Annotated in this window: 16 protein-coding genes and 1 pseudogene; 4 read left to right on the top strand and 13 right to left on the bottom strand. The window is 66.7% G+C overall.

The genetic code is table 11. From position 1 onward, the window contains the following. Window positions 1–623: tetratricopeptide repeat protein (locus tag HGB44_RS05135; RefSeq protein ID WP_168443953.1), on the top strand; the 623-nt coding region annotated here is incomplete at its 5' end. A gap of 37 nt (window positions 624–660) precedes the next feature. Here the strand turns inward: HGB44_RS05135 and HGB44_RS32380 are convergent. Then, window positions 661–975: an integrase core domain-containing protein gene (locus tag HGB44_RS32380; RefSeq protein ID WP_082768571.1), complete on the bottom strand. Its 315-nt coding sequence runs from the start codon at window positions 973–975 to the stop codon at window positions 661–663. An 88-nt stretch (window positions 976–1063) separates the two neighbouring features. Here HGB44_RS32380 and HGB44_RS32650 point away from each other — a divergent pair, with 88 nt between their 5' ends. Beyond that, on the top strand, window positions 1064–2479 hold the full coding sequence (locus tag HGB44_RS32650) for a protein NO VEIN domain-containing protein (RefSeq protein ID WP_061082842.1): 1416 nt from the start codon (window positions 1064–1066) through the stop codon (window positions 2477–2479). 20 nt (window positions 2480–2499) lie between these two features. Here the strand turns inward: HGB44_RS32650 and HGB44_RS05120 are convergent, their stop codons facing one another. Then, window positions 2500–3015: an NYN domain-containing protein gene (locus tag HGB44_RS05120; RefSeq protein WP_082768573.1), complete on the bottom strand. Its 516-nt coding sequence runs from the start codon at window positions 3013–3015 to the stop codon at window positions 2500–2502. A gap of 1 nt (window position 3016) precedes the next feature. Between HGB44_RS05120 and HGB44_RS05115 the strand changes: the two are divergent. Next, window positions 3017–3208 (top strand): annotated as a pseudogene (locus HGB44_RS05115) (ATP-binding protein); the annotation flags it as partial. Between the two features lie 108 nt (window positions 3209–3316). On the opposite strand, the gene HGB44_RS05110 reads toward HGB44_RS05115, so the two are convergent. From HGB44_RS05110 to HGB44_RS32370, 6 genes are all read right to left on the bottom strand, one after another. After that, complete coding sequence (locus HGB44_RS05110) at window positions 3317–4117, bottom strand: nucleotidyltransferase domain-containing protein (RefSeq protein ID WP_168443952.1); 801 nt, start codon at window positions 4115–4117, stop codon at window positions 3317–3319. 44 nt (window positions 4118–4161) lie between these two features. After that, window positions 4162–4677 carry an SLATT domain-containing protein gene (locus HGB44_RS05105; RefSeq protein ID WP_168443951.1) on the bottom strand — a complete coding sequence of 172 codons (516 nt, stop codon included), beginning with the start codon at window positions 4675–4677 and terminating at the stop codon, window positions 4162–4164. A 199-nt stretch (window positions 4678–4876) separates the two neighbouring features. Further along, window positions 4877–5581: an IS3 family transposase gene (locus HGB44_RS05100; RefSeq protein WP_061082838.1), complete on the bottom strand. Its 705-nt coding sequence runs from the start codon at window positions 5579–5581 to the stop codon at window positions 4877–4879. Next, entirely contained in the window at window positions 5578–5703 is a 126-nt protein-coding gene (locus tag HGB44_RS32375; protein WP_267909051.1) for a hypothetical protein, read from the bottom strand. Before HGB44_RS32375 ends, HGB44_RS05100 begins: the two co-directional genes overlap by 4 nt. A gap of 137 nt (window positions 5704–5840) precedes the next feature. Beyond that, window positions 5841–6125 carry a hypothetical protein gene (locus HGB44_RS05095; protein ID WP_157932769.1) on the bottom strand — a complete coding sequence of 95 codons (285 nt, stop codon included), beginning with the start codon at window positions 6123–6125 and terminating at the stop codon, window positions 5841–5843. 102 nt (window positions 6126–6227) lie between these two features. Further along, complete coding sequence (locus HGB44_RS32370; protein ID WP_267909050.1) at window positions 6228–12809, bottom strand: RHS repeat-associated core domain-containing protein; 6582 nt, start codon at window positions 12807–12809, stop codon at window positions 6228–6230. A gap of 267 nt (window positions 12810–13076) precedes the next feature. Here HGB44_RS32370 and HGB44_RS31780 point away from each other — a divergent pair, with 267 nt between their 5' ends. Next, window positions 13077–13289: a hypothetical protein gene (locus HGB44_RS31780; protein ID WP_231972609.1), complete on the top strand. Its 213-nt coding sequence runs from the start codon at window positions 13077–13079 to the stop codon at window positions 13287–13289. A gap of 189 nt (window positions 13290–13478) precedes the next feature. Here the strand turns inward: HGB44_RS31780 and HGB44_RS05085 are convergent, their stop codons facing one another. The 5 genes from HGB44_RS05085 to HGB44_RS05065 form a co-directional block, all read right to left on the bottom strand. Beyond that, complete coding sequence (locus tag HGB44_RS05085) at window positions 13479–16994, bottom strand: LamG-like jellyroll fold domain-containing protein (RefSeq protein WP_061082837.1); 3516 nt, start codon at window positions 16992–16994, stop codon at window positions 13479–13481. 784 nt (window positions 16995–17778) lie between these two features. Next, window positions 17779–18891, bottom strand: coding sequence for a tyrosine-type recombinase/integrase (locus HGB44_RS05080; protein WP_061082836.1), 1113 nt, complete (start codon window positions 18889–18891; stop codon window positions 17779–17781). 415 nt (window positions 18892–19306) lie between these two features. After that, entirely contained in the window at window positions 19307–19954 is a 648-nt protein-coding gene (locus HGB44_RS05075; RefSeq protein WP_061082835.1) for a hypothetical protein, read from the bottom strand. A gap of 83 nt (window positions 19955–20037) precedes the next feature. Next, window positions 20038–20688, bottom strand: a complete 651-nt coding sequence (locus HGB44_RS05070) for a hypothetical protein (protein WP_156910854.1) — start codon at window positions 20686–20688, stop codon at window positions 20038–20040. Between the two features lie 9 nt (window positions 20689–20697). Beyond that, on the bottom strand, window positions 20698–23019 hold the full coding sequence (locus tag HGB44_RS05065) for a hypothetical protein (protein WP_231972608.1): 2322 nt from the start codon (window positions 23017–23019) through the stop codon (window positions 20698–20700). Window positions 23020–23038 lie beyond the last annotated feature (19 nt).

Here is a 23038-nt window from a genome sequence, read left to right as displayed (position 1 = left end):
TCGACGCCTACCAAAAACTCCTCCCCGACGATGTTCGTGTCAACGGCCCCGACCACCCCGGCACCCTCACCACACGCAACCAAATCGGCTACTACCAAAGCGAAACCGGCGACCACCACGCCGCCCTCAACACCCACCAACAACTCCTACCCGACCGCACACGAGCACTCGGCCCCGACCACCCCCACACCCTCAAAACCCGCTTCTCCATTGCGAAATGTCTGGGCAAAACCGGAAACCCGCAAGCCGCGCTCGACGCCTACCAAAAACTCCTCCCCGACGATGTTCGTGTCAACGGCCCCGACCACCCCGGCACCCTCACCACACGCAACCAAATCGGCTACTACCAAAGCGAAACCGGCGACCACCACGCCGCCCTTGGCACCTACCTAGAACTCCTGCCCGACCGCACACGAGCACTCGGCCCCGACCACCCCCACACCCTCAACACCCGCTACCAGATCGCTTGGTGGACCTACCAGTCCGGCAACACCACCAAAGCCATCGAACTCCTCACCGCTCTACTCCACGACCGAACACGGGTGCTCGGCCCCAACCACTCCAGCACGCAACTCAGCAAGAAGGTGCTGCAACGATGGAAGAACAAGCTGTCCGGACAGTGACTCCTCACCAGTTCCCCAGGGGTGTCTTGTGCCGGTTTTATTGGAGGCTCGGAACCAACGCTTCGCCCTGTGTTGAAGCAGAACCCCGCTGGTAGAAGTCGTCTTCGAACTCTGTCGGCGGGACCAGGCCGATCTCGCCGTGCAGACGGCGGTGGTTGAACCAGTCCACGTACTCGGCCACCGCGATCTCCACTTCGTCCAGGTTCTTCCACGGGCCGTGGTTGCGGACCAGCTTGGCCTTGAACAGCGAGTGAAACGCCTCGGCCAGGGCGTTGTCGTAGGAATCGCCGGTACCGGGTCCGGGGTGGCGAGAGGAAGCGGGCTGCCGGGGCGGGTGCCCGGCACGAGACAGTCATGTGGCCCTAGGATCCAAAATCCGACTCCGAAAAACGCAGGACACACCAGCTTTGGCGGATGGACGCAGCCCTTATGCTGACCCGGTGCAGACGACCACCCCCCACCTCCTGCTCGCGACACCGACCTACACGCGCGGCTTTGTCCCCGAGGATCTGGCCACCTACGCCGAACTTTCCGAAGCCGGCTGGAGCCGTGTCGGACTCTTCGATGATCACGGTGCCGGGCCGGACGCCTACATGGCCCATCACCCCACCCCGTGGGGAGGCCGGACCCTCACCCCGCTGTATCGCACCGACCGTGCCCACACCGCACAGGACAAGGAACAGCCCCGCTTGTTCCGAGGCCCCGACACGGTGGCCCTAGACGTCGCCGAAGAAGTGCTCCACTCCCAGCAGCCCGCAGTGGTCCTGGCTGGCCGAACCGCGCCGTGCTGCGGGCGCCTGCACCATTTGGCCATCACCTCCAGCGCCGGCACGGTGCTCTTTGACAAGACCTTCTCCGCCTACGACGGCCCTGACGACACCCCGCATCCCTGGGGCTGCGCCGGACGGCACCAGCCCGGAGAGGGCACCTTCACCCGCTGGGCCACCACCGTCCACTCCCTGCTGCGCTACCACCACACCACTCCCGAGCCCCACCCCTTGGCCAACACCGAAGAGCGTCGGGGCAGGACCCTCCGCCGCTCCTGCCTCATCGTGTGGGGGCCCCAGGCCCTGCATGCGGTGATGGGCGAACTCGCCTCAACCCATGGGCAGGAAAGCCACGGGCGCAAGGTCGATGTGGACTGGGGGCTGGACCACCTGCGGGTGCTCGATCTTCAAGCCATCGACCTGCTCTGGCACGAAGCCGACGAGCTCGGAGTCAGTCACCTCATGCACCTGGACGCACCCTCACCAGCCCAGGAATGTGAGCTCATCCTCGACCACGCCCACTATCTGGCCAAGAACCCCCAGGTGGGCCTGCACGGCGGACCGTTGCAGCGCCGACCGGGATTTCGCATCGGCCCCGCGGACAGCACCGTGCTGCCTTCAACGTCACTCACCCTGCTCCAAACGGAGCAGCACATCGCTCCCACACCGGCCGATTCTGCTGCGCTGAGCGGGGCAGGGGCCCCGCGGCAACAGGATCCGCGCAAGCGCAAAGCGGTGGAGCTTCACGCTGAAGAGGTCGCCATCGCCCATTACCAGAGCCAGGGGTGGCAGGTACTCGAGCGCGGGCGGCCGGGCCGACCCTACGACCTGCTCTGCGTACGCGGCGACGAGGTCAAACACGTCGAGGTCAAAGGCCTGACCGGGTCCGCGGTGAACGTTGGCCTGACCGCTAACGAGAAGCACCACGCCCAGACCTTCCCCGACATCGACCTGTTCGTGGTCCACGGCATCGGTGTCTCGGACACCTATGAGGCCGCTGGTGGAACCCCTCTGGTGTACGAGAACTGGACTCCCCGAGAGGCGGACCTCACCCCAACCGCGTACCAGTACCGTCTCCCGCGAGTCTGAACACTCCCGAGTGTGTGAACCTACGCACCGGGGGTGAGGCGTCGCTTATCCAGGGCGTACAGGACCGCGGTCGCCCTACTACCGCCGGGGGTGCGCCGTTCCAGGTCGAACAGGGTGGTGGCTGCGAACAGGTCGCTGAGCTTGCCGTAGCCGTAGGTGCGGGCGTCGAAATCCGGGCGCTGCTTCGTGATTAGGTGGCCGACCCGGGCCAGGTTGGCCCACCCGTCCTCGTCCGAGGACGCCTCCACCGCCTGGCGCAACAGCAGTACCAGCGCGGTGTCACCCTTCAACTGGGCTGTGGGGACCGGCCCGGTATCGGCTCCGACCGTTGTGGGCTCGACGTCCACGGCAGTGCGCAGGTTCTCGATCCGGATGAACTTGTCGCACGCGGCGACGAACGGCTTGGGGGTCTTGTGCTCTCCGAACCCGTAGACCGTCAGCCCCGACTCACGGGTCCTGGCGGCCAGGCGGGTGAAGTCGCTGTCGCTGGAGACGATGCAGAACCCGTCAAAACGGCCGGTGTACAGCAGGTCCATGGCGTCGTTGATCGTGACGTCGAACAAGGCGTTCGGGCGGTGGGGCGAGGTGTTCGGCGATGACACGGTGGCCGCGGCGATGATCGACCGTCTGATGCACCATGCGGAGGTGGTCCCGCTCAAGGGCGACAGCTACCGGTTGAAGGACCGGGATCTGGATCGGGTTCCGCCATCGGCCGGGACGGCTCGTTAGCAGATCACACGCGAAGGGAGGGGGCCAACTTTCAGGCGCCGCGAGGGGGTCACTTTTCAGCCGTCGTTGACAGCCGCAACCTCTAAAGAACTCGGAGCGAGACAGGAGCTAAGGCTGCATGCTGAAGAGCCGAATGTAGTACTGGACAGCAACGGCGTGATCCCCCGCGTCGGACGCGTCCTTCGCGAGCGCAGCGAGACGTGCGGCCTTCTCGATCGCGTACTTCGCCGAGATCGAGTCAGCGAGGCTGTGTGCCCCGGTCGCGATGCGTCGGCCGTAGTTGGTGGGATCGTTCATCTCACGCAGGTCGCCATCGGCCAGGCCCTTGAAGAGGTTGCGGAGGTCCCAGTCGTAGATGATGATCGTGTTCGCCAAGGCGTACTGCGCTGTGCGCATTTCGAGGTAGAACGAGGAGATCGGCACGGAGTTCCATGCTTTCCACGTCTTGACCAGCCGGATCAAGTCCTTCGCCTTGCCGTCGGTATCGCGCTGGGCGCGGTTGACGTAGTTGAGGTGGACGGCGGGGTTACTGCGGATCCATCCCGTCCCTGCGGGGTCTGGGATGTCGTAGTCGTCGGTTGCCTTGTAGTACGCCGGTGTGATCTCCACAGCGGGGCCGCCGTCGAAGTAGGTCACGCGCACGGAAGGGCGGTCGATGTGCACCCCGCAATCGGTGAGGCCCCTTGCGAGCGACGCACGCACGGTCTCCAGAGCAGTCCATGAGTCCGTCGGCCTGGTGCCCGGCATCGTCACGAAGTAGTCGACGTCGCTGCTGCCGCTTATCGCGGTGCCGTGGTGCCATGAGCCGGTCTCGCGCATGCGGATGATCTTCAGGTCCTGCTCGAGCCAGGACTCGATTGAGGCGCGGTGGCCAGCGGCGGTGCTCCGGGCCTCCTCATCGGGCGTCATGGCCCGGATAATCGATGCCAGGGCTGAGCGCCCGGTCGCCTCCGTCATATTCGGTCAGCCTCGAAGGTCTGGCCACCGTCGCGCTCGATGTTGCGCTTGGCGAGCCGGTACGCCCAGCGTGGGATCGGATCCGAGGCGTGATCCAGCTCGGACGCGCGAGCGGCGAGTTTGGTCAGCGCCTCTCGGAGTTCCGGCACGGGATCGGTCGGCACCCCGATGTCCCGCAGTCGTCGAGCATCATTGCGCAGCGTCGTGTAGGCGTTGCCGCTGTTCTGCGCCCGTTGGGCGAGATTGTCCGGGCGAATACCGGTCAGCACTGCAGCCGATATGGCCGCCGTCACCGCCAGAGCGCCCGAGACGGTCTGGACATCCGCAGCGAACGTGACCACCGCTGCCGTGGTACTGAAGCCCGCTGTGAGCGCGCCGAGGCTCCAATGGAGCATCCGCCAGAGTTTGGCGGCCTCAAACTGGCCCTGGGCGGAGAACACAGCACTCTCGTGAACCCGAACAATCTCCACGCGGATCGCCTCGCGCTGTGCGGCATCGACAGGATCCGTCATGCCCATTCCCTCCTCGATCGCCTGGCCTCTCGACACCGCCAAGGTCGGAGCGCGCCCTCCTTGGCAGGTTATCGGCGGCGACCGACGTGCCACATCCGCGACCCCGCGCCTGGCCTGAACCAAGTCCGAGACCTTGTGGCGGAACTCGGCGAGGTGTCTGCGGCACCCCACAGTGTTCCCCTTCAAGAGTCACGTGGCCCTAGAATCCAGAAAACCGACTCCGAAGAACGCAGGACACACCAGCATTGTCGCAGCAGTCCCCGATCGATCCCATCGAGGGCACCAGCCCCGACTCCTTGGCCCGCCGAGTGAAGGCCCAAGATCCGAACTGCACCCCGTCATCGGAATGGAGCACCGTCCCCGGGCTCGGCTCGCGGTTGCCGATGGCCATCCCGAGCGCATTCGTCACCAAAATCGCCGTGGGCGAGGAGCCGATCGCCCACCCCGCCACACGCCGCGAGCACACATCCAGCACCACCGCGCAGTACACCTTGCCCTCCCGAGTGGGATGCTCGGTGATATCGGTGACCCACAACTGGTCCAGGCCCTCACGGCTGAACTGCCGATCCACCAGGTCGGCCGAGACCAGGTCCGGACGCGCCCGCCGCCACGTCGGACGACCCGTGACTCCCTTGAGCCCCGCGCGGGACATCAGCATCGCCACGGTCCCATGCCATAGACGCATCCCACGTCCGAGGGTGAGTTCGGCGTGCACCTGCCGTATCCCGTACACGCCGCTGGAAGCGGCATGGACCTGGCGGATGGTGTCCGTGAGCAACACGTGCCGGATCGAGCGGGCCGAAGGGCCGCGGTCGCGCCAGGCGTAGAACCCCGACTCCGACACCCCCAGCACCCGAACGGCGACCTGGACCGGATGTCCCTCGGTGGCCATCACCGCGATCACCTCGAACCGCCTTTTGGGGGCACCACCTTCCCCAGCAGCTCACTGGCCCGGCGGTGGATGGCCAGTTCGGCCTCCGGTTCGGCGATGCGCTTGTTGGCCGCGGCCAAGCATGGCATCGGCATGTTCGACGCTCTGGTCCGGTTGGCCGAGGGCGGGTGTTGGATGCCCGGAATCGCGCGAGCCCCCACGAGAGCCCTGAACAGTTATCCGCATACAGGAACCCCAAATACCAAGGCAAACCGGAACTACAACTGGAGCATTAGCATTTCAGAAACCCTGAAACCCAAGTTTCAAAATTCGAAATAACGCTCTCAAAAAGCCGTTCAAATTCTGCGCTTGTTATTTTTTCGGAATCGAATGACTGCCAAGCTTCACTCAGCATGCCGACCAGTTCGATCTGCTCCGCGAGGATTTCGTATAGCTTCTCCCCCTCCAGAGACTGCTTTCCCACAGAAGAAATCCAAATAGTGCTAGCCGCATCTATCGAAACCCCGCGACCAGCAAGTTCCACAACGCGCCAAGAGACTCGAGCGTCACCAGCCACCCTAAGGAGGATACCGAGTGCTTCAGAATTTCTAACAGACATTTTTTCCTGCGATCGAAGGGTGGCGTCGAAAGATCAACCATGGGGATCGACTTCAGTAAACTACCGGACTGAGAGGAAATCACGCGCCCACGGGATGGCCCGCATCCCGCTCGGAGCATCATAACCTCCTGCACGAAGAACGCTCGTACAGTACGTCAAACAACTGTTGCCGAGTTCATGATACTCACCCCAACCGCCCTGAGTATCCTTTTGAAAATCCAAGGCTGCCCGAGCATTCGGGAGATCGATATCACGGCTCATGATACTCGGAGCACCGGAGTACGAAGAGACTACTGCTTCGCTCCCATGCGGCATCAGATGAGTATGAGACACCGTCTCACCATCCGTAACTTCAATACTGAAGTGGTTTCCCTCTCCATGGTAATGCAATGTTGCGATGCCTTCGTTGCAGTTGTGGTTGAGGACGTCCAGGCCCCCAGCAGTGACGTGGAACGTGTGGACGCCCTGGACGGTCAGGTTATGGACCGTCGCGGCCTGCGTCCAGGCCTGCACCGCGGAGACCTGCACCCACGTGCCCGCCGAGGTCTGCAACCACATCCCCGGAGCCAGGTCGACCGCGTCAACCCACTGCCCCAGGTCAGGCACCCAGAACGGGTGCCCGTCGGTCGCGATGACCACGTCCCCCGCCGTTACCGGACCAGGGATACCCGACTGCTCGGCCTGCTGGCCTTCAGTTTCGGAATCGGTCCCCTCATCGGGCGCTTCGCGCTCGGTGGTCGGGTCCACCGTGATCTCCACCAGGTGCTTGCTGCCCGACCCGATGATCGTGGCCAGCACCGTCCGCGCGGTCTGCTCACCGGTCTCCGGATCGGTGGCCAGCACCTTCTCACCGACATCGACCTCCTCGATCGGTTTGGTCGATCCGTCGGCCATCACCACCCGTGTTCCGGGTACGAAACTGTTGCCGATCGGGCAGGAAAGGTTGTCGACCTTACGGTTGGCCCTGATCAGACCGTTGACCCCGTCGATCAGTTCACCGCCGAGCTCGGCGATCCTGCGCCCCAGTTCTGCGGCCTTGCCCCACCGCAACCCGTACTTGATCGCGATCTTGCCCGCCAGGCCACCCACGAACATCGACGCGATGTTCAACGCCGTCTCGCCACACGCCCCCAGATCGCCGGTGGTGAAGCACTCCAGGCCAGCCGTAATCCCCAGCTCGTCCGCGACCAGCTTCGCCAATCCGGTCGCGGCGGCGATCAGCTTCTGCTTGGCCTCCTCCTTTTCACGCTGGGCGTCCAGATAGGCCTGCGACGGACCCTGCTGACCCTGGTACGTCGTTCCGCCACCGGAACCGCCACGGGAGTTGGACTTGCCCTGCGGGTTCCAGTTCCTGCCCGGTGTGTAGGTGACCCCGCCGCCGGGCTTCTTATTGATGTACTGCTTACGGTCGTAGTCGTATAGACGAGTGCCGCCGCCGGGCTTGCTGACCACCAGGTAGCCGCCCGGACCACAGAAATCAATGCAGTTCAGCATCAACCCGTCGGGGTCGGTGAAGGTCACCGGGTTGTTGTTGGCGTAGGTGTAGCCGTGCATCTGCTGGTGGTCGGTCACGTCCATCAGCGGGTCCACCGAGATGAACCGGCCCAGCCCCGAGTCGTAGGCACGCGCACCCAACTGGGTCAGACCGGTGGAGGCGTCGATCGTCCCGTCCACGAACCCGCGCTCGGAGGGCCATTCGCCCACACTGCCCCGGTCGGTGCCGAACACCGTCGTGTACCGGTGGGTCGTCTCACCGGTGCGGGCGTTGATCGCGACCTGTCCCGTTCCGTGGCGGTCGGAGTGGATCCACGACAGGGTGCCGTCGTTGTTGCGCACCGCGACGGTCTCTCCCGCGAAGGAGTAGAACCGGGTGGTTTCCTTGAGCAGACTCTGCCGGTCCAGGCGCAGTTCCATCCCCGGCAGGTAGAGGGTGGAGGCGTCCGGGGCGTGACGGATCAGGCGCTGGCCGTCGGCGTCGTAGACGTAGGAGGTCTGGGAGCCGTCCTCCTCGGTGACGCGGGCCAGGTTGCCCTCGGCGTCCCACTCCAGGTCCTGGTCGCGGGAGGCGGTAGTGCGGCCGGTCATGTTCCCGGCCTCGTCGTAGGCGTAGGTCTCCAGCCGGTCGCCGCCGGGCCCGGTCTGTTCGACCCTGGTCAGAGCCTGGGGGCGCAGTCCGGTCGCGTCACCGTGGGTGTAGGTACGGGTGATGTCCCCGGTGGGGCCGTGCTGGACCTCGGTGGTGCGGTTGCCCAGGGTGTCGTAGGTGTAGGCGTGCCAGTAGGGTGCGGCTCCGCCCAGGGCGTCGGCCGAGGGCGCCGCTGCACAGGCCTCCTCACCGGCGGCGTCGGGGGTCCACACTCCGGTCATGCGGCGCATGTGGTCGTAGGTGAAGCACTGCACGTCCGCCTGGAGGTGTTCGGCGGTGGGCTCGTCGCGCAGGTTGAGGATGTTGCCCGCGTCGTCGTAGGTGTAGTGCTGGTGCACCAGTGAGCCGGTGACCCCCTGCTCGGGGACCAGGGTGGTCTGGGCCATGCGCCCGGTGGCCGGGTCGTAGTGGCGGGTCAGGTAGGTGGCGTGGGTGCCGGAGGCACCCATGTCCATGGTGCGCTGGCGCAGCTCACCGGTGTTGCTGTAGACGGTCGCCGTGACGTACTCGGCGAACCTCGACGACATCGCGATGGGCATGCCGAGGTCGTTGTAGGAGTAGCCGACGGTCTCCTGACCCAGGCCGCCCACGGCGGGCATGGTCTGCGCCTTGACGGAGCCGTCGGGGTTGTACTGCGTGGAGAAGCGGTAGCGTCCCGCGAGCCCCGGTTCGCTGGAGGGGATGAGGACCTCGGTGGTGGTGGGCCGGTAGAACTGGTCGTAGTTCACCACCCGGGAGGTGTAGGCGCTGCCGTCCACGTACCGGGTGGAGGAGGTCAGGCGTCCCTTGGCCAGGGTGTCGTAGACCCATTTCGCCCGCAGCGGGCCGTCCGGTGCGTCGTCGTGCAGACCGATCTGGCGGCCAGCCGCGTCGTAGGAGTAGGCGAGGGTTTGGCCGCGGGCGTCGGTGGTGGTCACCAGCTGGTCGAGCCGGTTGTAGGCCATCTCGGTGGTGCCCGTGATGGGGTCCTCGGTCCGGACCAGGCGACCGCGCAGGTCGTAGGTGTAGGTCCAGGTGTTGCCCTCGGGGTCGGTGACCGTGGCCAGTTCATCGTTCTTGGCGTAGGTGTAGGTGATGGCGTCGTAGTCGCCCTCGGGGGTGGGGCCGTGGTGGGTGCGTACCTCGGTCAGGCGTCCCTGGGCGTCGACGATGGAGGTGGTGGCCACGCCTCCGTCGGGCGGTGTGACCAGGGTGCGGTCTCCGTGGTGTTCGGTGCTGGTGCGCCAGCGCTCCTCGCCGAAGCCCACGTGCAGGATGTCGGTGGCGCGTCCGGCTCCGTCGTAGAGGGTTTCGGTCTGGCGTGGGATGTTGGCGTCGTTGGCGGCCACGAACAGCGTGCCGCTGGGTTCGTCGGCGTTGTAGTAGGCCTCGCGCTGGATGACCACCTGGCCGCGGGTGTCGTGGAAGGTGTCGGTGATCAGCCGCCCCCCTTCCTGCGCCGGACTCGGGCCCTGGGTCTGTCGGGGGCGAAGGAAGGCGTCGAAGATCTCGTAGCTGGTGGTGTAGTCGGTGCGGTTGTTCAGGGTGTGCGTGACCACGGAGGTGGGCGCGTCCTGGCGGATGTGGTACTCGAACTTCGCGGTGGGGATGTCGGCGTCGGGGTCGCGGTCGGGCAGCCACACGCTCGTGAGGCGGCCGAGCGGGTCGTAGCCCATGTGCATGGTGCGGCCGTTGGCATCGGTCTCGGCCACGGGCATCCCGCGCGCCGGATCCACGACCGTGGTCGTGGTGTGCCCGAGCGGGTTGGTCTCGGTGACCGACTCCGGCAGCCCCACGGCGGTCTGGGCGTAGTCGGTGGTGGTCACCCCGCCGTTGGCGTTGGTCTCGGCGACGGTGTTGCCGAAGGAGTCGAACTCGGCTTCCTGCACCATCTGGTAGACGGGCTGGCCGCCGGAGTAGGAGTCGAGCTTCTCCGTACGGGTGGGCAGGCCGCGGGTCGGGGCGTCACCGTGGCCGCCTCCGTCGTAGGACACGAGTTCGTCGGTGACGACGTCCTCGGGACGGTCAGGGGTCTGTCCGCAGTCCACGTCCAGGGTTTCGGTGCGTGAGACGAGGTTGAGGATCCAGGCGTCAGTGTTGCTGACGTAGGTGGTGTGAATGCACTCCTCGTCCCCGGCGACGTCCACGTCGCCGTGGTCGCGGGTGCGGGTGATGACGCCGTCGTCGTTGAGGGTGTGGTCCACCCGCGCGTGGCGCCAGGTGCCGTCGGAGAGGCGGGTGAAGCTGTCCACACGTTCGGTGCGGATCATGTGCGCGGTCTGGCTGCCCCAGTCGTGGGTGACCTCGGCGGTCTCGCGCAGCCAGGGGGTGGTGATCTCCCGGGAGATCTCCTGGCCGTCCTCGCCGTCGCGTGTGATGGTCTCCAGGAGGGTGCCGTTGAGTTCCTTGTGGTCAGTGTGCTCGACGCCGTGTGAGTCGGTGACCGAGACGTCCCTGGTGCCGCTCGGTTGTTTGTCGCCGTCCATGCCCTGGAAGTACAGGTACTCGGTCTCGCTCCGCTCCTCGGTGGCGTGGCCGGTGCGCACGATGACCCGGTCGTAGCCGCGCCAGTCCGCCCAGGTGCGGTACTTGTCCTTGACCATGCCGTCGGCCTCGGTGTAGCGCCAGGCCGGGGTTCCCACGTAGTCGTAGCTGGTGGTCAGTGTGGGTTGGTCGGTGACCAGGTCGAGTTCGTTGACCTCGGTGACGACGTACTTGTGGAACCAGTCGGTCAGCTCCACCCCGCCTTCGGGGGTCCACTTGACCGGATAGCAGCGCTTGGTGTTGCTGTGCGGTTGGGGAGTCTCGCCGTGCACGCACTCGGGTGCGGAGTAGGTGATGTCGAGCTGTCCGCCGGTCTCGGTGCGGATCTCGGTGATGCGCCAGCGCAGCATCGGCGCGATGTCGTCGGTGGGTGAGTCCACCCGGTTGGGCATCTGGGTGCCGCCGAAGGTGACCTTGGGCAGGGTCTCGGTGCCGCCCACGTGGCCGGTGTGCTCGATGGAGTCCAGCCACAGGGTCGGGCCGGTGCCGTCGCCCGCCTCGGGGAAGGAGTGCTTCAGGGTCCAGGAGTCGACCTTGGTGTACTCGTCACCGTTGTGGATCTGGGTGGTGACGGCGTCGAGTTTCCTGGTGGACCAGAAGGTGGGCGAGTGCTTGCCCGCGCAGGAGGAGCCGGACTCGCAGTCCTGGTCCAGGGGGACGTCGGGCCAGTGCTCGGCGTTGTCGGAGGTGCGCTCGTCGGCCGCGCATTCGAAGGAGTCGGTGACCAGGCAGCGTTCGGAGGTGGAGAAGACCACGCGCGCCGGAGCGGTGGCGTACACGTCGTCGCTGCGCAGGCCGTACTCGATGCGCTCGATGTTGGCCGCGCGCACGTAGGGGGTGGCGGTGTTGGTGAGATTGCGGCCGTAGTGGTTGGTCTCGGCGTCGTAGTAGAACGTCATGACGTTGCCGTGCACGTCCACGACGTAGTCGAGGTTCCACTTGTAGGCCTGCTGGCACCAGGACTCGGCGAAGGTGGAGTCGTAGCAGGGCTGTCCGGACTCGGCCGCGTAGACGGGCATGGTCTGCGCGGAGTCGGTCTCGGGGTCGCCGCTGGACCAGCCGGGCAGGCGGTTGCGGCCGAAGAAGTACTGGGTGCCGTCGGGGGTGGTGACCTTCCAGTACTCGCCCTCGTGCGCCCCGTTGGTGGCGCCGGTGAGCCTTTCGACCTTGGTCCCGTCGTCGTTGGAGAGCCGGTAGGTGCCGTCGTCGTGCTTGATGAGCGCACCGGAGTGTCCGCTCATGGACAGGGTGACGTTGTCGGTGTTCCAGCACAGGTCACCGGTCCTGTGTCCGGAGTCGGCGCAGGCGGCGTAGCGGCGCTCGATCGATCCCGGGGCGTAGGCGAACCCGTCGCCGATCCAGGAGGTCTGGTTGTTGGAGGTGGCCACGCGCCCGTCCACCCCGCCGGAGGAGTAGCTCAGGCCCATGGCGGGGACCAGCGCGCTGGGCGCGGGCGGGACGGACAGGTCGTAGGACCAGGAGAAGTCGCCCGCCTGGGTGTTGACGTTCCAGGTGGAGGAGGGCGAGAGCTTCGTAGCCCGGTAGTCGCCGTTGCCCCCGGCAGGAGCGGAGGTGACGGCGAACAGGGACCCCTGGGCGGGCGCCGCGCCCACGAGGGCGGACAGGCTCTGGTCCGGGACGCTGTTGTCGAGGAGCTGGGGCGCGTCGAAGGCGACCGCCTCCTCCTCCGGGCAGGAGTCGTCCAGGACACAGGGGTCGAGCTCGACGACGTGCAGGCGTGAGGCGTAGTCGCCGCCGAACGCGGCGGCGAACTCGGAGTAGTCCACCTCCATCCGGACCGGTGCGAGGGTGAGCGAGTCGTCGGTGCGGGTGATGCTGACGAGCAGGCCGTGCACTCCGGCCGCTTCGGCGTCGGCCTGGTCCAGGACCTCCACTTGGACCGACTCGACGGGCTCGGGGGCGGAGAAGGCGTCCACCTCGGGCTCGTCCGGAGTGACGGGCTCTCTGCGCATCTCGTTGTGGTCGGGGGACGGGCTGCTGTCAGGTGAGGGTTGCGCGGCCTCCGGCGCCTCTTCTTCCTCGACGGTGTCCGGAGCGGGCTCCCGTGTCGGGGCATCCTCGCGCGGCGGTTCCTCCGCCGAAGGCGTCTCCTCCGGAGCGGGGGTCTCCTCCGGTGCGGCAGCCTCCTCCTCGGGCGCTTCCTCCTCGGGGACCGGTGGCGCCCATTCACCCCAGTGCTCGGGGCCTCCCAGTCAGCGAGGTCCTCCCCCTCTACAGCCGTGACCGTGACCGGCGACTGCTCCTGTGCTCTGAGCGTCCGCGCCTGTTCTCCGCCCAGGTCCACGTGGGTGGCCGAGGCCTCGGGCCAGTCGACCTTCTCCGGAGCGGTCACGGCCGCCTCCGCGACGGCGTCGTTCTCCTCCAGTGCCTCGGCGACCAGGTCCTGCCCCTCGACGGAGGGCAGGTCCTCCACCTCCGGGCGCGGGTTGTAGGCCGTGGCGGACGCCGGGAGGGCGTTGAGCAGTCCGGCCACGAGGACGAGGCCGACCGAGTAGGTGATGCCTCGGCGGATCGGGCCGGGGCGGGTGGGGGTGTCACTGCGCGGGATCACAGCAGTCCTCCTGTCCTCCACCGCTCGGGTGGAGGACGATCACAGGGGCAGGGGGAGGTCGAAAGCGTTGTCAGCTCTGGGTGTTGGCGAACTCGCCCGCGTACACCCAGGACAGTTCACGGTCGCTGACCACGCCCTGGTAGGCGTGGACGTCGTCGATGTCGCCGGTCCAGTGGTAGGTGTTGGAACCGCCGTGTTGGGCACTGCCGATCCGGAAGGGGCCGTCGGCGTGCCAGGCGTGGTCCACCGCCAGGCGGGACTCCTCGAAGCCGTTGACGTAGAGCACCAGTTCACCGGTGGTGTGGTCGTAGGCCCCGGCCAGGTGGGTCCACTCCCCCAACCGGGCGGCGGTGGTGGAGTAGGCGTAGGTCCATCCGGTCGAACCCGAGGTCGGAGCGTCGTCGTGGGGGGCCATCTTGAACACCCACGCTCCACGTGATCCCTGGTAGCCGAGGTGGAAACCGCTCTGGAACTCGCCCGCCTGACTCACCGCGGAGGTGTTGACACCTTCGCCGGTCTCGTCCAGGCGTACCCATGCCGCGACGCTGAAGCTGCGGTCAGTGCGCAGCGCGGGTCCGGGTGCCTCGACGTACTCGTCGGCGCCGTTGAGGCGTACCCCTGGAGAGGCGGTGATGCCGTTCTCGGCGGTGTTCCACGCGGTGAGGGGGTCGCCGTGCAGGGTGGCGCCCAAACCGTGGTCGGTGGAGTCGGCCACCGCCGTACCGTCCCACTCATCGAGCATCCACCGGCCCTCGGCGGCCACCGGCCGACTGGCCAGGCGCCACACCTCGGAGGCGGTCTCGGCATCGGAGACCGTCTCGTTCAGCACCAGCCGGTCCCAGACCTTCACGTCGTCGATCGCACCGGGCCAGTAGTAGTTGCCAGTTCCCTGGAACAGGGCGCGTCCCATGGTCAGCGGCCCGGTGGCGTTCCACCCTCCGACGAGCGTGTCCGTACCCTGCCTCACACCGTCGACGTACAGGGCCATCTCACCGGTCTGCTCATCGTGGGTACCGAGCAGGTGGGTCCACACCCCGACCTCGGCGGAGTCGGTGGAAGTGACCATGTCCCAGTTCCGGGAGCCGTCCCAGTACTCGTCCTTGGACGACATCTTGAACACCCACTGGTCGGTGTTTCCCTGGTAGCCCAGGTGGAAGGCGCTCTGCTGCTCGCCCTCCTGGGCGACGGCGGTGTGGTGGGCGTAGGCGCGGTCGAGCTTGACCCATGCCGAGACGGAGAAGGTTCCGGAGGTGTCCACGGCCGAGCCGTCGGCGGTGATCTCGTCGTAGGGGCCTGGGTCGCCGTCGGTGTAGCCGCTGGTGTGGACGGCGGTGCCCTCCAGGCGCGGGGCGGGGTCGGTATGGGGGTTGTCCACAGAGCCGACGCGTCCGCGCACCCACTCCACCCCGTCGGAGAGGGTGGCACCCTGGTCGGGGTTGGCACTGTCCGCGGCCCGGCTCCCCTGTCCCTCGTCGAAGGTGTAGTGGGCGACCGGGTCTCTGGGCGGGGCGACGAGGAAGGAGTAGACGAGCACGCAGTCGGAGGAGTTGCCGAAGGCGTCCACGGTGCGCGCGTAGATCCGGTTGGGGCCCTCCAGGCGCGGGGTAAGGGTCACCGTCACCTCACCGCCCGGCTGTTCGGGCTCGGCCTCGGTGACGCAGGAGTCGTCGTTGAGGGCGTAGAAGTAGCTCTCGGCGTTCTCGACACCGTTGTTGGAGAGGGTGAACTGCCCGGGTAGGCCGGGGGAACCGTGGAACTCGTCCCCGGCGGGGTAGTCGGTGGAGGTGACCGCTGGGCCCTGGTCGGGGCGTGCGGTGCTGACCCTCAGGTAGCAGTAGCCGGTCCAGCCCGACCAGGAGGTGCCGTCGTGAGCGTTGGCCCGGTAGCCGATGAGCACGTCCTCGGGCAGTTCGCCGGAGCGCACCGACTGGTAGGAGCCCGAGGACCACACGGCCACGTTGGTGGAGGAGGTGTCCACCTCACCGGTCCGTGTGCCCCCCACCCACCAGGCGAAGCGGGTCTTGACCTTCTGGCGGTTGGCCGAGGTGGAGTCGCGGTCGCGCACGTAGGCGGTGAAGGTGGGCCTGGTCTCGTTGATCAGGCGCGGGTTGTCCGGGTCGGTGGAGCAGGTGCCGCCGTGGGAGTCCGAGATTTTGGTGGGGATCTCGGGCGGGTTGTTGTAGTCCACCTGCAGGGTCGGGTTGGCGTCGAAGCGGCGCCAGTCCCAGTTGCTGGAGGACTTGCTCTCGTTGCCGCGCAGGCCCAGGGTGGTGGTCGTGTGGCCCGCGTCGCGGCTGTGCACGTACCCGTCGGTGGCGTCGAACTCCACCGTCGGTGAGGTGCCTCCGGGGCAGTTGGAGCGTCCGGCGTTGATGGTGCGGGTGTCGAGCCTGGTGTTCCAGAACGCCGAGGTGTTCTGCCTGCTCCAGGTGGTGGAGGAGGTGATGGAGTCGGTGCGCCACAGCTGGATCTGCGCGTTGGTGCACCCGTAGGCGTGGGTGACCCTGGGGCGGAAGGTGACCCGGGTGATGTCGGCGTTGCGGGTGCGCGAGTCGACGCTGAAGCGCCAGAACGCGCGCTTGGTACTGCCGTCGCTCGGTTCGTAGCCCACGCCGGGGTCGTGGGAGGTGGAGTAGTTCCAGTACGACTGGCTCGGGTAGTTGGCGTTGACGTAGGTGCGCCCCACCCGGCTCACCGCCAGCGAGGGGTCGATGTAGACGGGGTAGGCGGTCTCGGCGTCGTCGAGCATGGCGGCGTCGGGGACCAGGCGGATGCTGTCGGTGGTCAGGTCCACGCCCAGGAGTTCGGTGCGCGCGCCCATGGGGGCCATCAGCGTGGGGTCCTCGCCGGTCTCCTCAGCGCCCGCGGAGTCCCACATCGCTGGAGCGACCGCGGTGAAGACGCTCTCCTGGCCCAGGTCGCCCAGTGCCTCCAGGGTGCCGTTCTCCGCCAGGTGCATGGTGACACCGGTGGTGGCCAGAGCCATTTCGAGTTCGGCGAGGTCCTCGTGCCGGGCCGCCTCGGGGGTGTGCACCACCAGCACCTGCCCGAACCCGTCCACGCCCGCGGTCAGGACCAGGTCCACGTCCGGCAGGACGTCGGCGTAGGTGGCCTGGGGACCGTCGACGGCGGGGGCGGGCAGGTCCTCGTGCCAGCCCAGGTCGACGGAGTTGGAGCCGATCCCGATGCTGGCCAGGGCCTGGTCTCCCCCGCCGGAGAAGGCGATGTCGGCGCTGACCGCCTTGGGGCGGAGACGGCCGTCGGAGTCCACGGTCAGGTCGGTGTCGACGGGGGTCCAGCCGTCCTGGGCCCGCACCCGCACCGGGAAGGCGCTCTGCTCCATGGTGAAGCTGCCGTCGGGGTTGGCCAGGTGCCGGGTGGTCTCGGTGGTGGCGGCGGTGATCTCGACCGGTTCGCCGGTCTCCTGGGCCTGGACCAGGGCTTCCTGATCAGTGGTCAGGTCGGCGGTCGAGACGGAGGGACCGGGGTCAGGCTCCTCGTCCGCGTAGGCGGGGGTGGACAGAGCAGGCATGAGGAGCAACGACGCCGTGAGGGCAGCGCCGAGTACTCGCGCATGGCGGGGCATGGCAGAGCTCTCTAACCCAGGTTGGGGGATCACCGCAGGGGTCCCGTGTCATGGGGACACGGGTGGTGGTTGTCCTGGGACCGAACGGGAAGTTAGCAGCCCGAAGGAAACAACACGAGAGTGGCACACGTCACAACATGTGGCACACGAGTGCACGACATGCACATTCGGCCACAGACGGGGAACTCAGCACCATGTTGGCCGCATCCGGCCACTTCCCTCTCGTTTGGCTTGGAAAAGCCTGTTCACAGGACTGCCCCCTTTTCGGGCGCTCCAAAGGACCGCAGCTCAGCGCGGACCCATGTCGTTCCCCGACAAACGCATCCCGCTGATGAGGACGAAAGCAAAAGCAGACCACCGGACCCCAGGCCATCGACGCCCAGCATGAGCGTCTTCCATGCGCCCTGGCCCTCGTCGACGCGAACCTGCAGGGACCCGTTGAATGCCTCGATGCGCACCTGGAGCCGGACGGGATCGGTCTCGGCCAGCCCCTTCAACCGCCACAGCGCCCCGGTCCCGCTCCCCGCTCATGGAGGACCTCGCGAGGTGCCATCGGACGCCACCAGGGGCCGGTGTGTGCTCCGTTTGTGCTCCGCAGTTCCGGACTGGCACGACACCGGGCGGCGCCTCTTGACACGAAACGATGGCGGCGATCGGACAGATAGTTATGAAAAGGCACCGTGTGGCACGGAGGAGCACGAAAAAATCCTTCTAATCCGATGGTCGCAGGTTCGAATCCTGCCGGGTGCGCCACAAAACCCCAGGTCAGACGGGGTACGTCACCTCATCTCCGAGGAGCCGCCGCACTGATGGGACCAGAGTGGGACCGAGATGGGACCAGCCTCGCGTTCCCCCTTCGCGCCCATCCTCGCTGGTGCGTCTTACCGGAGTCACGTAGCACCAGCCACGCGGTCCGCTCGGCCGCCTCCCGCGCGACCTGCGGCAACACGCTGGAATAGGTATCCGCTGTGAGCACGATGCTGGCATGGCCCAGCATCGCCTGCACCACTTTCAACTCCACCCCCGCAGCCAACGCCAACGTCGCCGACCCGTGCCGCAGATCATGCAACCGCACCGGCGGCAACCCACTCTCCGTGTTCAGTTTCCGGAACAGCCGGGACAACCGTTGAGGAGCCAGCGGACCGCCCCGCACGGCGGTGAACACGAACCCGCGCGTATCCCACACCCGGCCCTGTTCCTCGGCCTCCTTCTGCTGGTGCCACTGGTGACGGCGCAACACCCCGGTAGTGGTGTGGTCCAGCACGAGCATGCGGCGGCTCGCCGCGCTCTTGGGCGCCAACTCCACCAACCCGCCCCGGTGGGCCTGGAGCTGGCGGGTGACGCGCACGGTGCCCTGGATCAGGTCGAGGTCGGGCCACCGCAGGGCCACCACCTCACCACGGCGCAGCCCCGTCATCACCAGCAGGTGGAACAGGGCGTACAGTCGATGATCGGAGACGAAGTCCAGGAAGTGGCGGGTCTGCTCCACCGTCCACACCGCCACCGTCGGCCGCACACCGCTGTGGGCCCATTCGGCCACCGCCTGGTCGGTCCACACCACCGGCCGCGCACTCCGGCCGCTCTCCAACCGCAGCCCCTGGGCCGGGTTAGCGGGCAGCAAGCGCTCACGCACAGCGGTGTTCAGAGCCACCCGCAGGGTGGCGCGAATCCGCTGCACCGTCGCCGCAGACAACGGCGCCCCGGTGGACGCCGTGTGCTGAGAGATGTGCTCGAAGGCCTCCCGCACATGGGCGGGGGTCAACTCCTCCAACGGCACATCGCCCAGGTGGGGGATGAGGTAGCGGTGAATGTGCTCGGCGTAGCTGATCCGGGTCAAGGGACGCAGCCGGGTACGCGTGGCCAGCCAGCGCTCCAACCACACCGCCACCGTCACCACCGACGCACCCGCCCCAGCTCCGTCCAGCTCCCGGGCCTAGCGCAGGCCTTCACGAGCGGCGCCCCGGGAGGCGAACCCACCCCGACGCACCCGGTGCCTCCCGCCCGGAGCGTGCTCCAGCTCCACCGAGAAGTACCAGCTCCCATGCCCCCGCCGCCGCAGCCCAGGACACCGACATTCTTCGGCCTTCGCCCCCTTGGTGCCGCGGCACCCGCACCGCTTGTACACCGAACCCGATCCAGGCATGACCAACACCCCTGAAACCAGTCTTCCCCGAGAGGAGCTCAGGAGCAGCCAGCGCGGAACAGAGCTGGTCGAACCACTCCCTCAGCAGTCCTGAGGATTACCGGATACATGGAAGAGGCCCCCGGCACTCCCCAGCCTCCCTCACACACGACATGAGCCAACTCTCGTTCTAGAGACGATCAGTCACGTCGATTCCTCCATCGGCCACCCCGCCACGAGGCGCCGCCACGCCGTAGTTGATGGCCGTACCGAAGTAGGTGGGCTCGCCCGCCTCGGCCTCACCCCCCAGCACCGCCGCAAGTCCTCTCAGAGCCTGGCTCAGGCGAGGGGCGTTGCCGTCATGAACCTCCGAATGAGGGCGGCCGAAGAAGTCGTTCTCCGCCCAGATGTCGTGGTAGACGCTCACCTCGACCATCGTGTCCTCGGCGGCGATATCAACGGAAACACCGACGAGCTCGGGCTCGCCTCTCTTTCGTCCGCCGGGCGCGATCCAGTTTCCGGGGCCGATGAGAAACAGCGTCTCCGGGTAGGCTTCTGGTCGGCCTGCTGGCCGCGAGTCGCGAACCCGGTTCGCCAGGGCAGCGGTTGTGAGGCCACGGCAGTGCAAAACCCGGGATCGGAAGCCGGTGTGGCCGGATGCGTACTGGAACCAGTCCACATCGACGCTGTCGAGGTACAGCAGATCGTGCTCCTGCAGGGCCTTTGCCACCGTCATCGCCGTCGTACAGCCCGCCTCCAGACCGTTCAAGCCTTCGTCGTGCTCAACCACCCACGTCCATGTGGCGGTGGCCTTCGGCGACTTCGTCAACAGGGACATGCTCCCTTTCATCGTCGTTGATCACCAAGGTCGTGATCAGCCCCTGAAGGTTGCGCTTCGCAAGTCAGCGTTTTCGAGGGGGATCACAACCTGTCAGTGGAGTCCATGGCTAGGCCGTCCACAAGGTCCTCAGCATCCGGGCGCTTAATCCAGAAACCCTCCGAGACACCGAAATACGTACCCTCCCCGTTCTCAGTCTCGACTTGGAGCACTTTCTCCACATTTTCAAGGGCCGCAGCCAGGCGTGGTGCGTTCTGGTCGTAAATCTCGGGGTGAGGATGGCCTGCGAAGTCATACCAAGACCAGATATCATGGTGAACACTGATTTCTACCTGGATCTCGCCAGGCTCCGGAGAGACTACCAGGCTGACAAGTTGGCGCTCCCGATGCCTCCTGCCGTCCGCGTCGATCCATATCCCGGTACTCACTGTTTCGATATGAGCGGCATACGCGTCAGGAAAACCAGAGGGTCGACTCTGCTGCACGAAGTCCGCATACCGGGAATCAGCGAAGGCGACCCCCGGGGAGATCCTCGTCCAGATCCCAATTTTTCCTTTTCCGTATTGACTCCAGCAGACTTCCATAATATCCGACTTGAGAAGTTCGTGCTTTCCCAGAACGCCTGCCAACTTCGCGACGACCGTGAGACTGTCGCTGATGTCGGGCTTCTCTGGTGCTTCGATATACCACAGCCATGATCCGACTTCGCTGGGTGCACGCAGGAGTTTTGACATCAGTTCTCCCTATTTTGTCGGGTAGAGGGGAGCGCCAGGCGGGAAATCGAGAGTTCCGTCCTGGAAATGGACATGGAAGGATATGTTCTCAGCCTTGGCTGCTTCATGAAGGCTCCTCAGGTCCCTGTCTAGGAGTTCATTCATCTCGAAGTTAGCCTCAATGATTCCGCCCCGGTGGGACGCCTCGGTCGTCGCCGGGAATTGCTTCCTGATCTTCCGGAGCGCACTCCTGATTCCCTCCGGATTTTCGACTACCTTCGCCTGGTAACCATACTCAACCCTACCGTCATCTCCTCTCACAGCCACGTCAAGGTCTTCTCCAGTAATCGGGTTTTTTCCGGGGAACGCGACCCTGTCCGGCGGGAAGCCAGAATCCAGCAGGTCCGTAGCAATTCTCATTTCCTGATTCCTCGCGGGGAGGTCGCCCCTACTTTTGAGGGAGACGATCATGTCATTGAATCCTTCAACGTTGGCTAGACGTCCTTGCAGGATCATATCCGCAGTCTGAGCGCCGACAGTGGACCTCTTGTTCTCCAGGGAGTTGAAGAGGCTCGCGTAGTCCTTGTCGTTGAAGCCTGACTGCCTAAATCCGGGCACCTGCTGGATTATGTCCCTGAGTTCGGACCGAAGCTCGGGAGGCATTGGGCCATTATGGTCTGGTTTCTGGTTGTTTGGGTTAGTAGGTTCAGGGCGCTCCGGGAGGGAGTCGTCTCCGTCACCACCGCCGGTGCCGGTGCGGTCGTTGGGGGGCTCGTCGCCACCCCCGCCACCGCCACCGCCACCGGCGGCGGGCTCGGGACGCTCCGCCTCCGGCTCCTCGCGCCGACCGCCCGCGCCCTCCCGCTCGTCGCTCCGACCGCTCTCGTCGTCCTCGTCACGACGTGGGGGACCCTGTCCGGGGTCGTCCTCGGCGCGGGGCGCGTCGGTGTCGCCGCTCCGGGACTCGCTGTCCGGCCGCGGAGTCATAGCGGGGGCCCCGGGTCTGTCACCGGGCGCTCTCGACGCATCCTGCGCGTCCTCGTCGGAACGCCGCGGAGTGTCCTCACCAGACCGATGGGACGGTGTGCCGCTGTCCTGGGGCTGCGGCGCGGGCGGGCTCTGCGAGGGCCGGTTCCCGCCGCCGTCGGGTACGGGGGCGTTCGGGGTGGAGGCGGGCGGGCGGTACCTGTCGGGGTCCAGCAGTGAGTTGTTCAGCATGGTGAGCGGGTTCTCGAAGCGCTCACCCGTGGGACGCTGGCCCTCCCCTGCGCCCGGCAGCGGACTGCTGGGCCAGCCCCGCGTTCCCGGTCCGCCCCTCGACGTGAAGTTGTCCGAGCCCGTGTCCGAACCCCCGCCGGAACCCGAGCCGGAGCCGTCGAACTCCGCGTCACCCGATCCCCCGGGGGCGTCCATGGAGCTGACCACCCCCGCCCCGGCGATGATCTTGAGAGCTTTGAGCGGCAGCCCGCCGGTCAGCATCACCGCGTTGGCGGCCATAGTGGTGTTGGAGTAGGCGACACCGTCATCGCGTGTGGACCAGGCGGTGTGCCCCTCCCAGACCTCGGTGAGGCTGTCCTGGGCGTTGCCGGTCCACCGGTCCCATCCGGCGCTCCAGCCCTCCCGGCCGCGCTCGCCCGGCTCCCACAACCACCCGTGCTCGTCGTGGATGCCGACCAGCGCGGCCGCGTCCATGCCCGCGTCGCGCCAGGCCGCCCCGAAGTTCTCCAAGCGCCCCCGCGGGTCGAACCGCCACCCGTTGTCGGGGTGCCAGAACCCGAGCTTGGACGTCAGCCCCACCGCCGTCCCCCACAGCACGTCGGTGACCACCGTGTCCCAGGCCGCCTGACCGGTGGGGTTGCCCCAGTCCGCGAGGGAGGGGTGGAACTCGCTCCCCGCCCATGCCGTGACGTCGTTGATGTTGCTGTTGACGCCGTCGAGACTCAAGTGGTGTTCCAGGGACAGGTCGCGCTCACCGGCGTCGGTGGGCAGCCCGTAGACCAGCGCTCCGTCCCCGCCCGCCTGGTCCGGGGACACGTAGGCGGGGCCGCCGAAGGTCGCCGAGATCCGACTGGCGCACGCGTTCTCGGCCTCGTTGAAGGTCGACCAGGCCGTGTTGACCGCGTCCTTGATGCGGATGTTCTCCGCCAGCGCCCACTCGTCGGTCTCGTCGTCCTTGTTCAGCCACCACACCTTCTTGTCGTGGTTGGCGTTCCACAGGCTCTGGGCGTCGATGCGCAGGGTGTTGAGCGAGCGGCGCGCGGTCGCGGCCGCCTCGGCCAGGTCCTCCAGCGCGCTGGCGACGGTGGCCAGGTCGCTCTGGATGCCCTCTCCCCGGGTGACCACGGGGTCCATCGCGGCGAAGAGAGTCTCG

It is taken from the genome of Nocardiopsis alborubida (assembly GCF_012396365.1).
Lineage (GTDB): Bacteria > Actinomycetota > Actinomycetes > Streptosporangiales > Streptosporangiaceae > Nocardiopsis > Nocardiopsis alborubida.
Note: the sequence above shows the minus strand (reverse complement) of the source record. Positions and strands in the feature narration are given on the sequence as shown.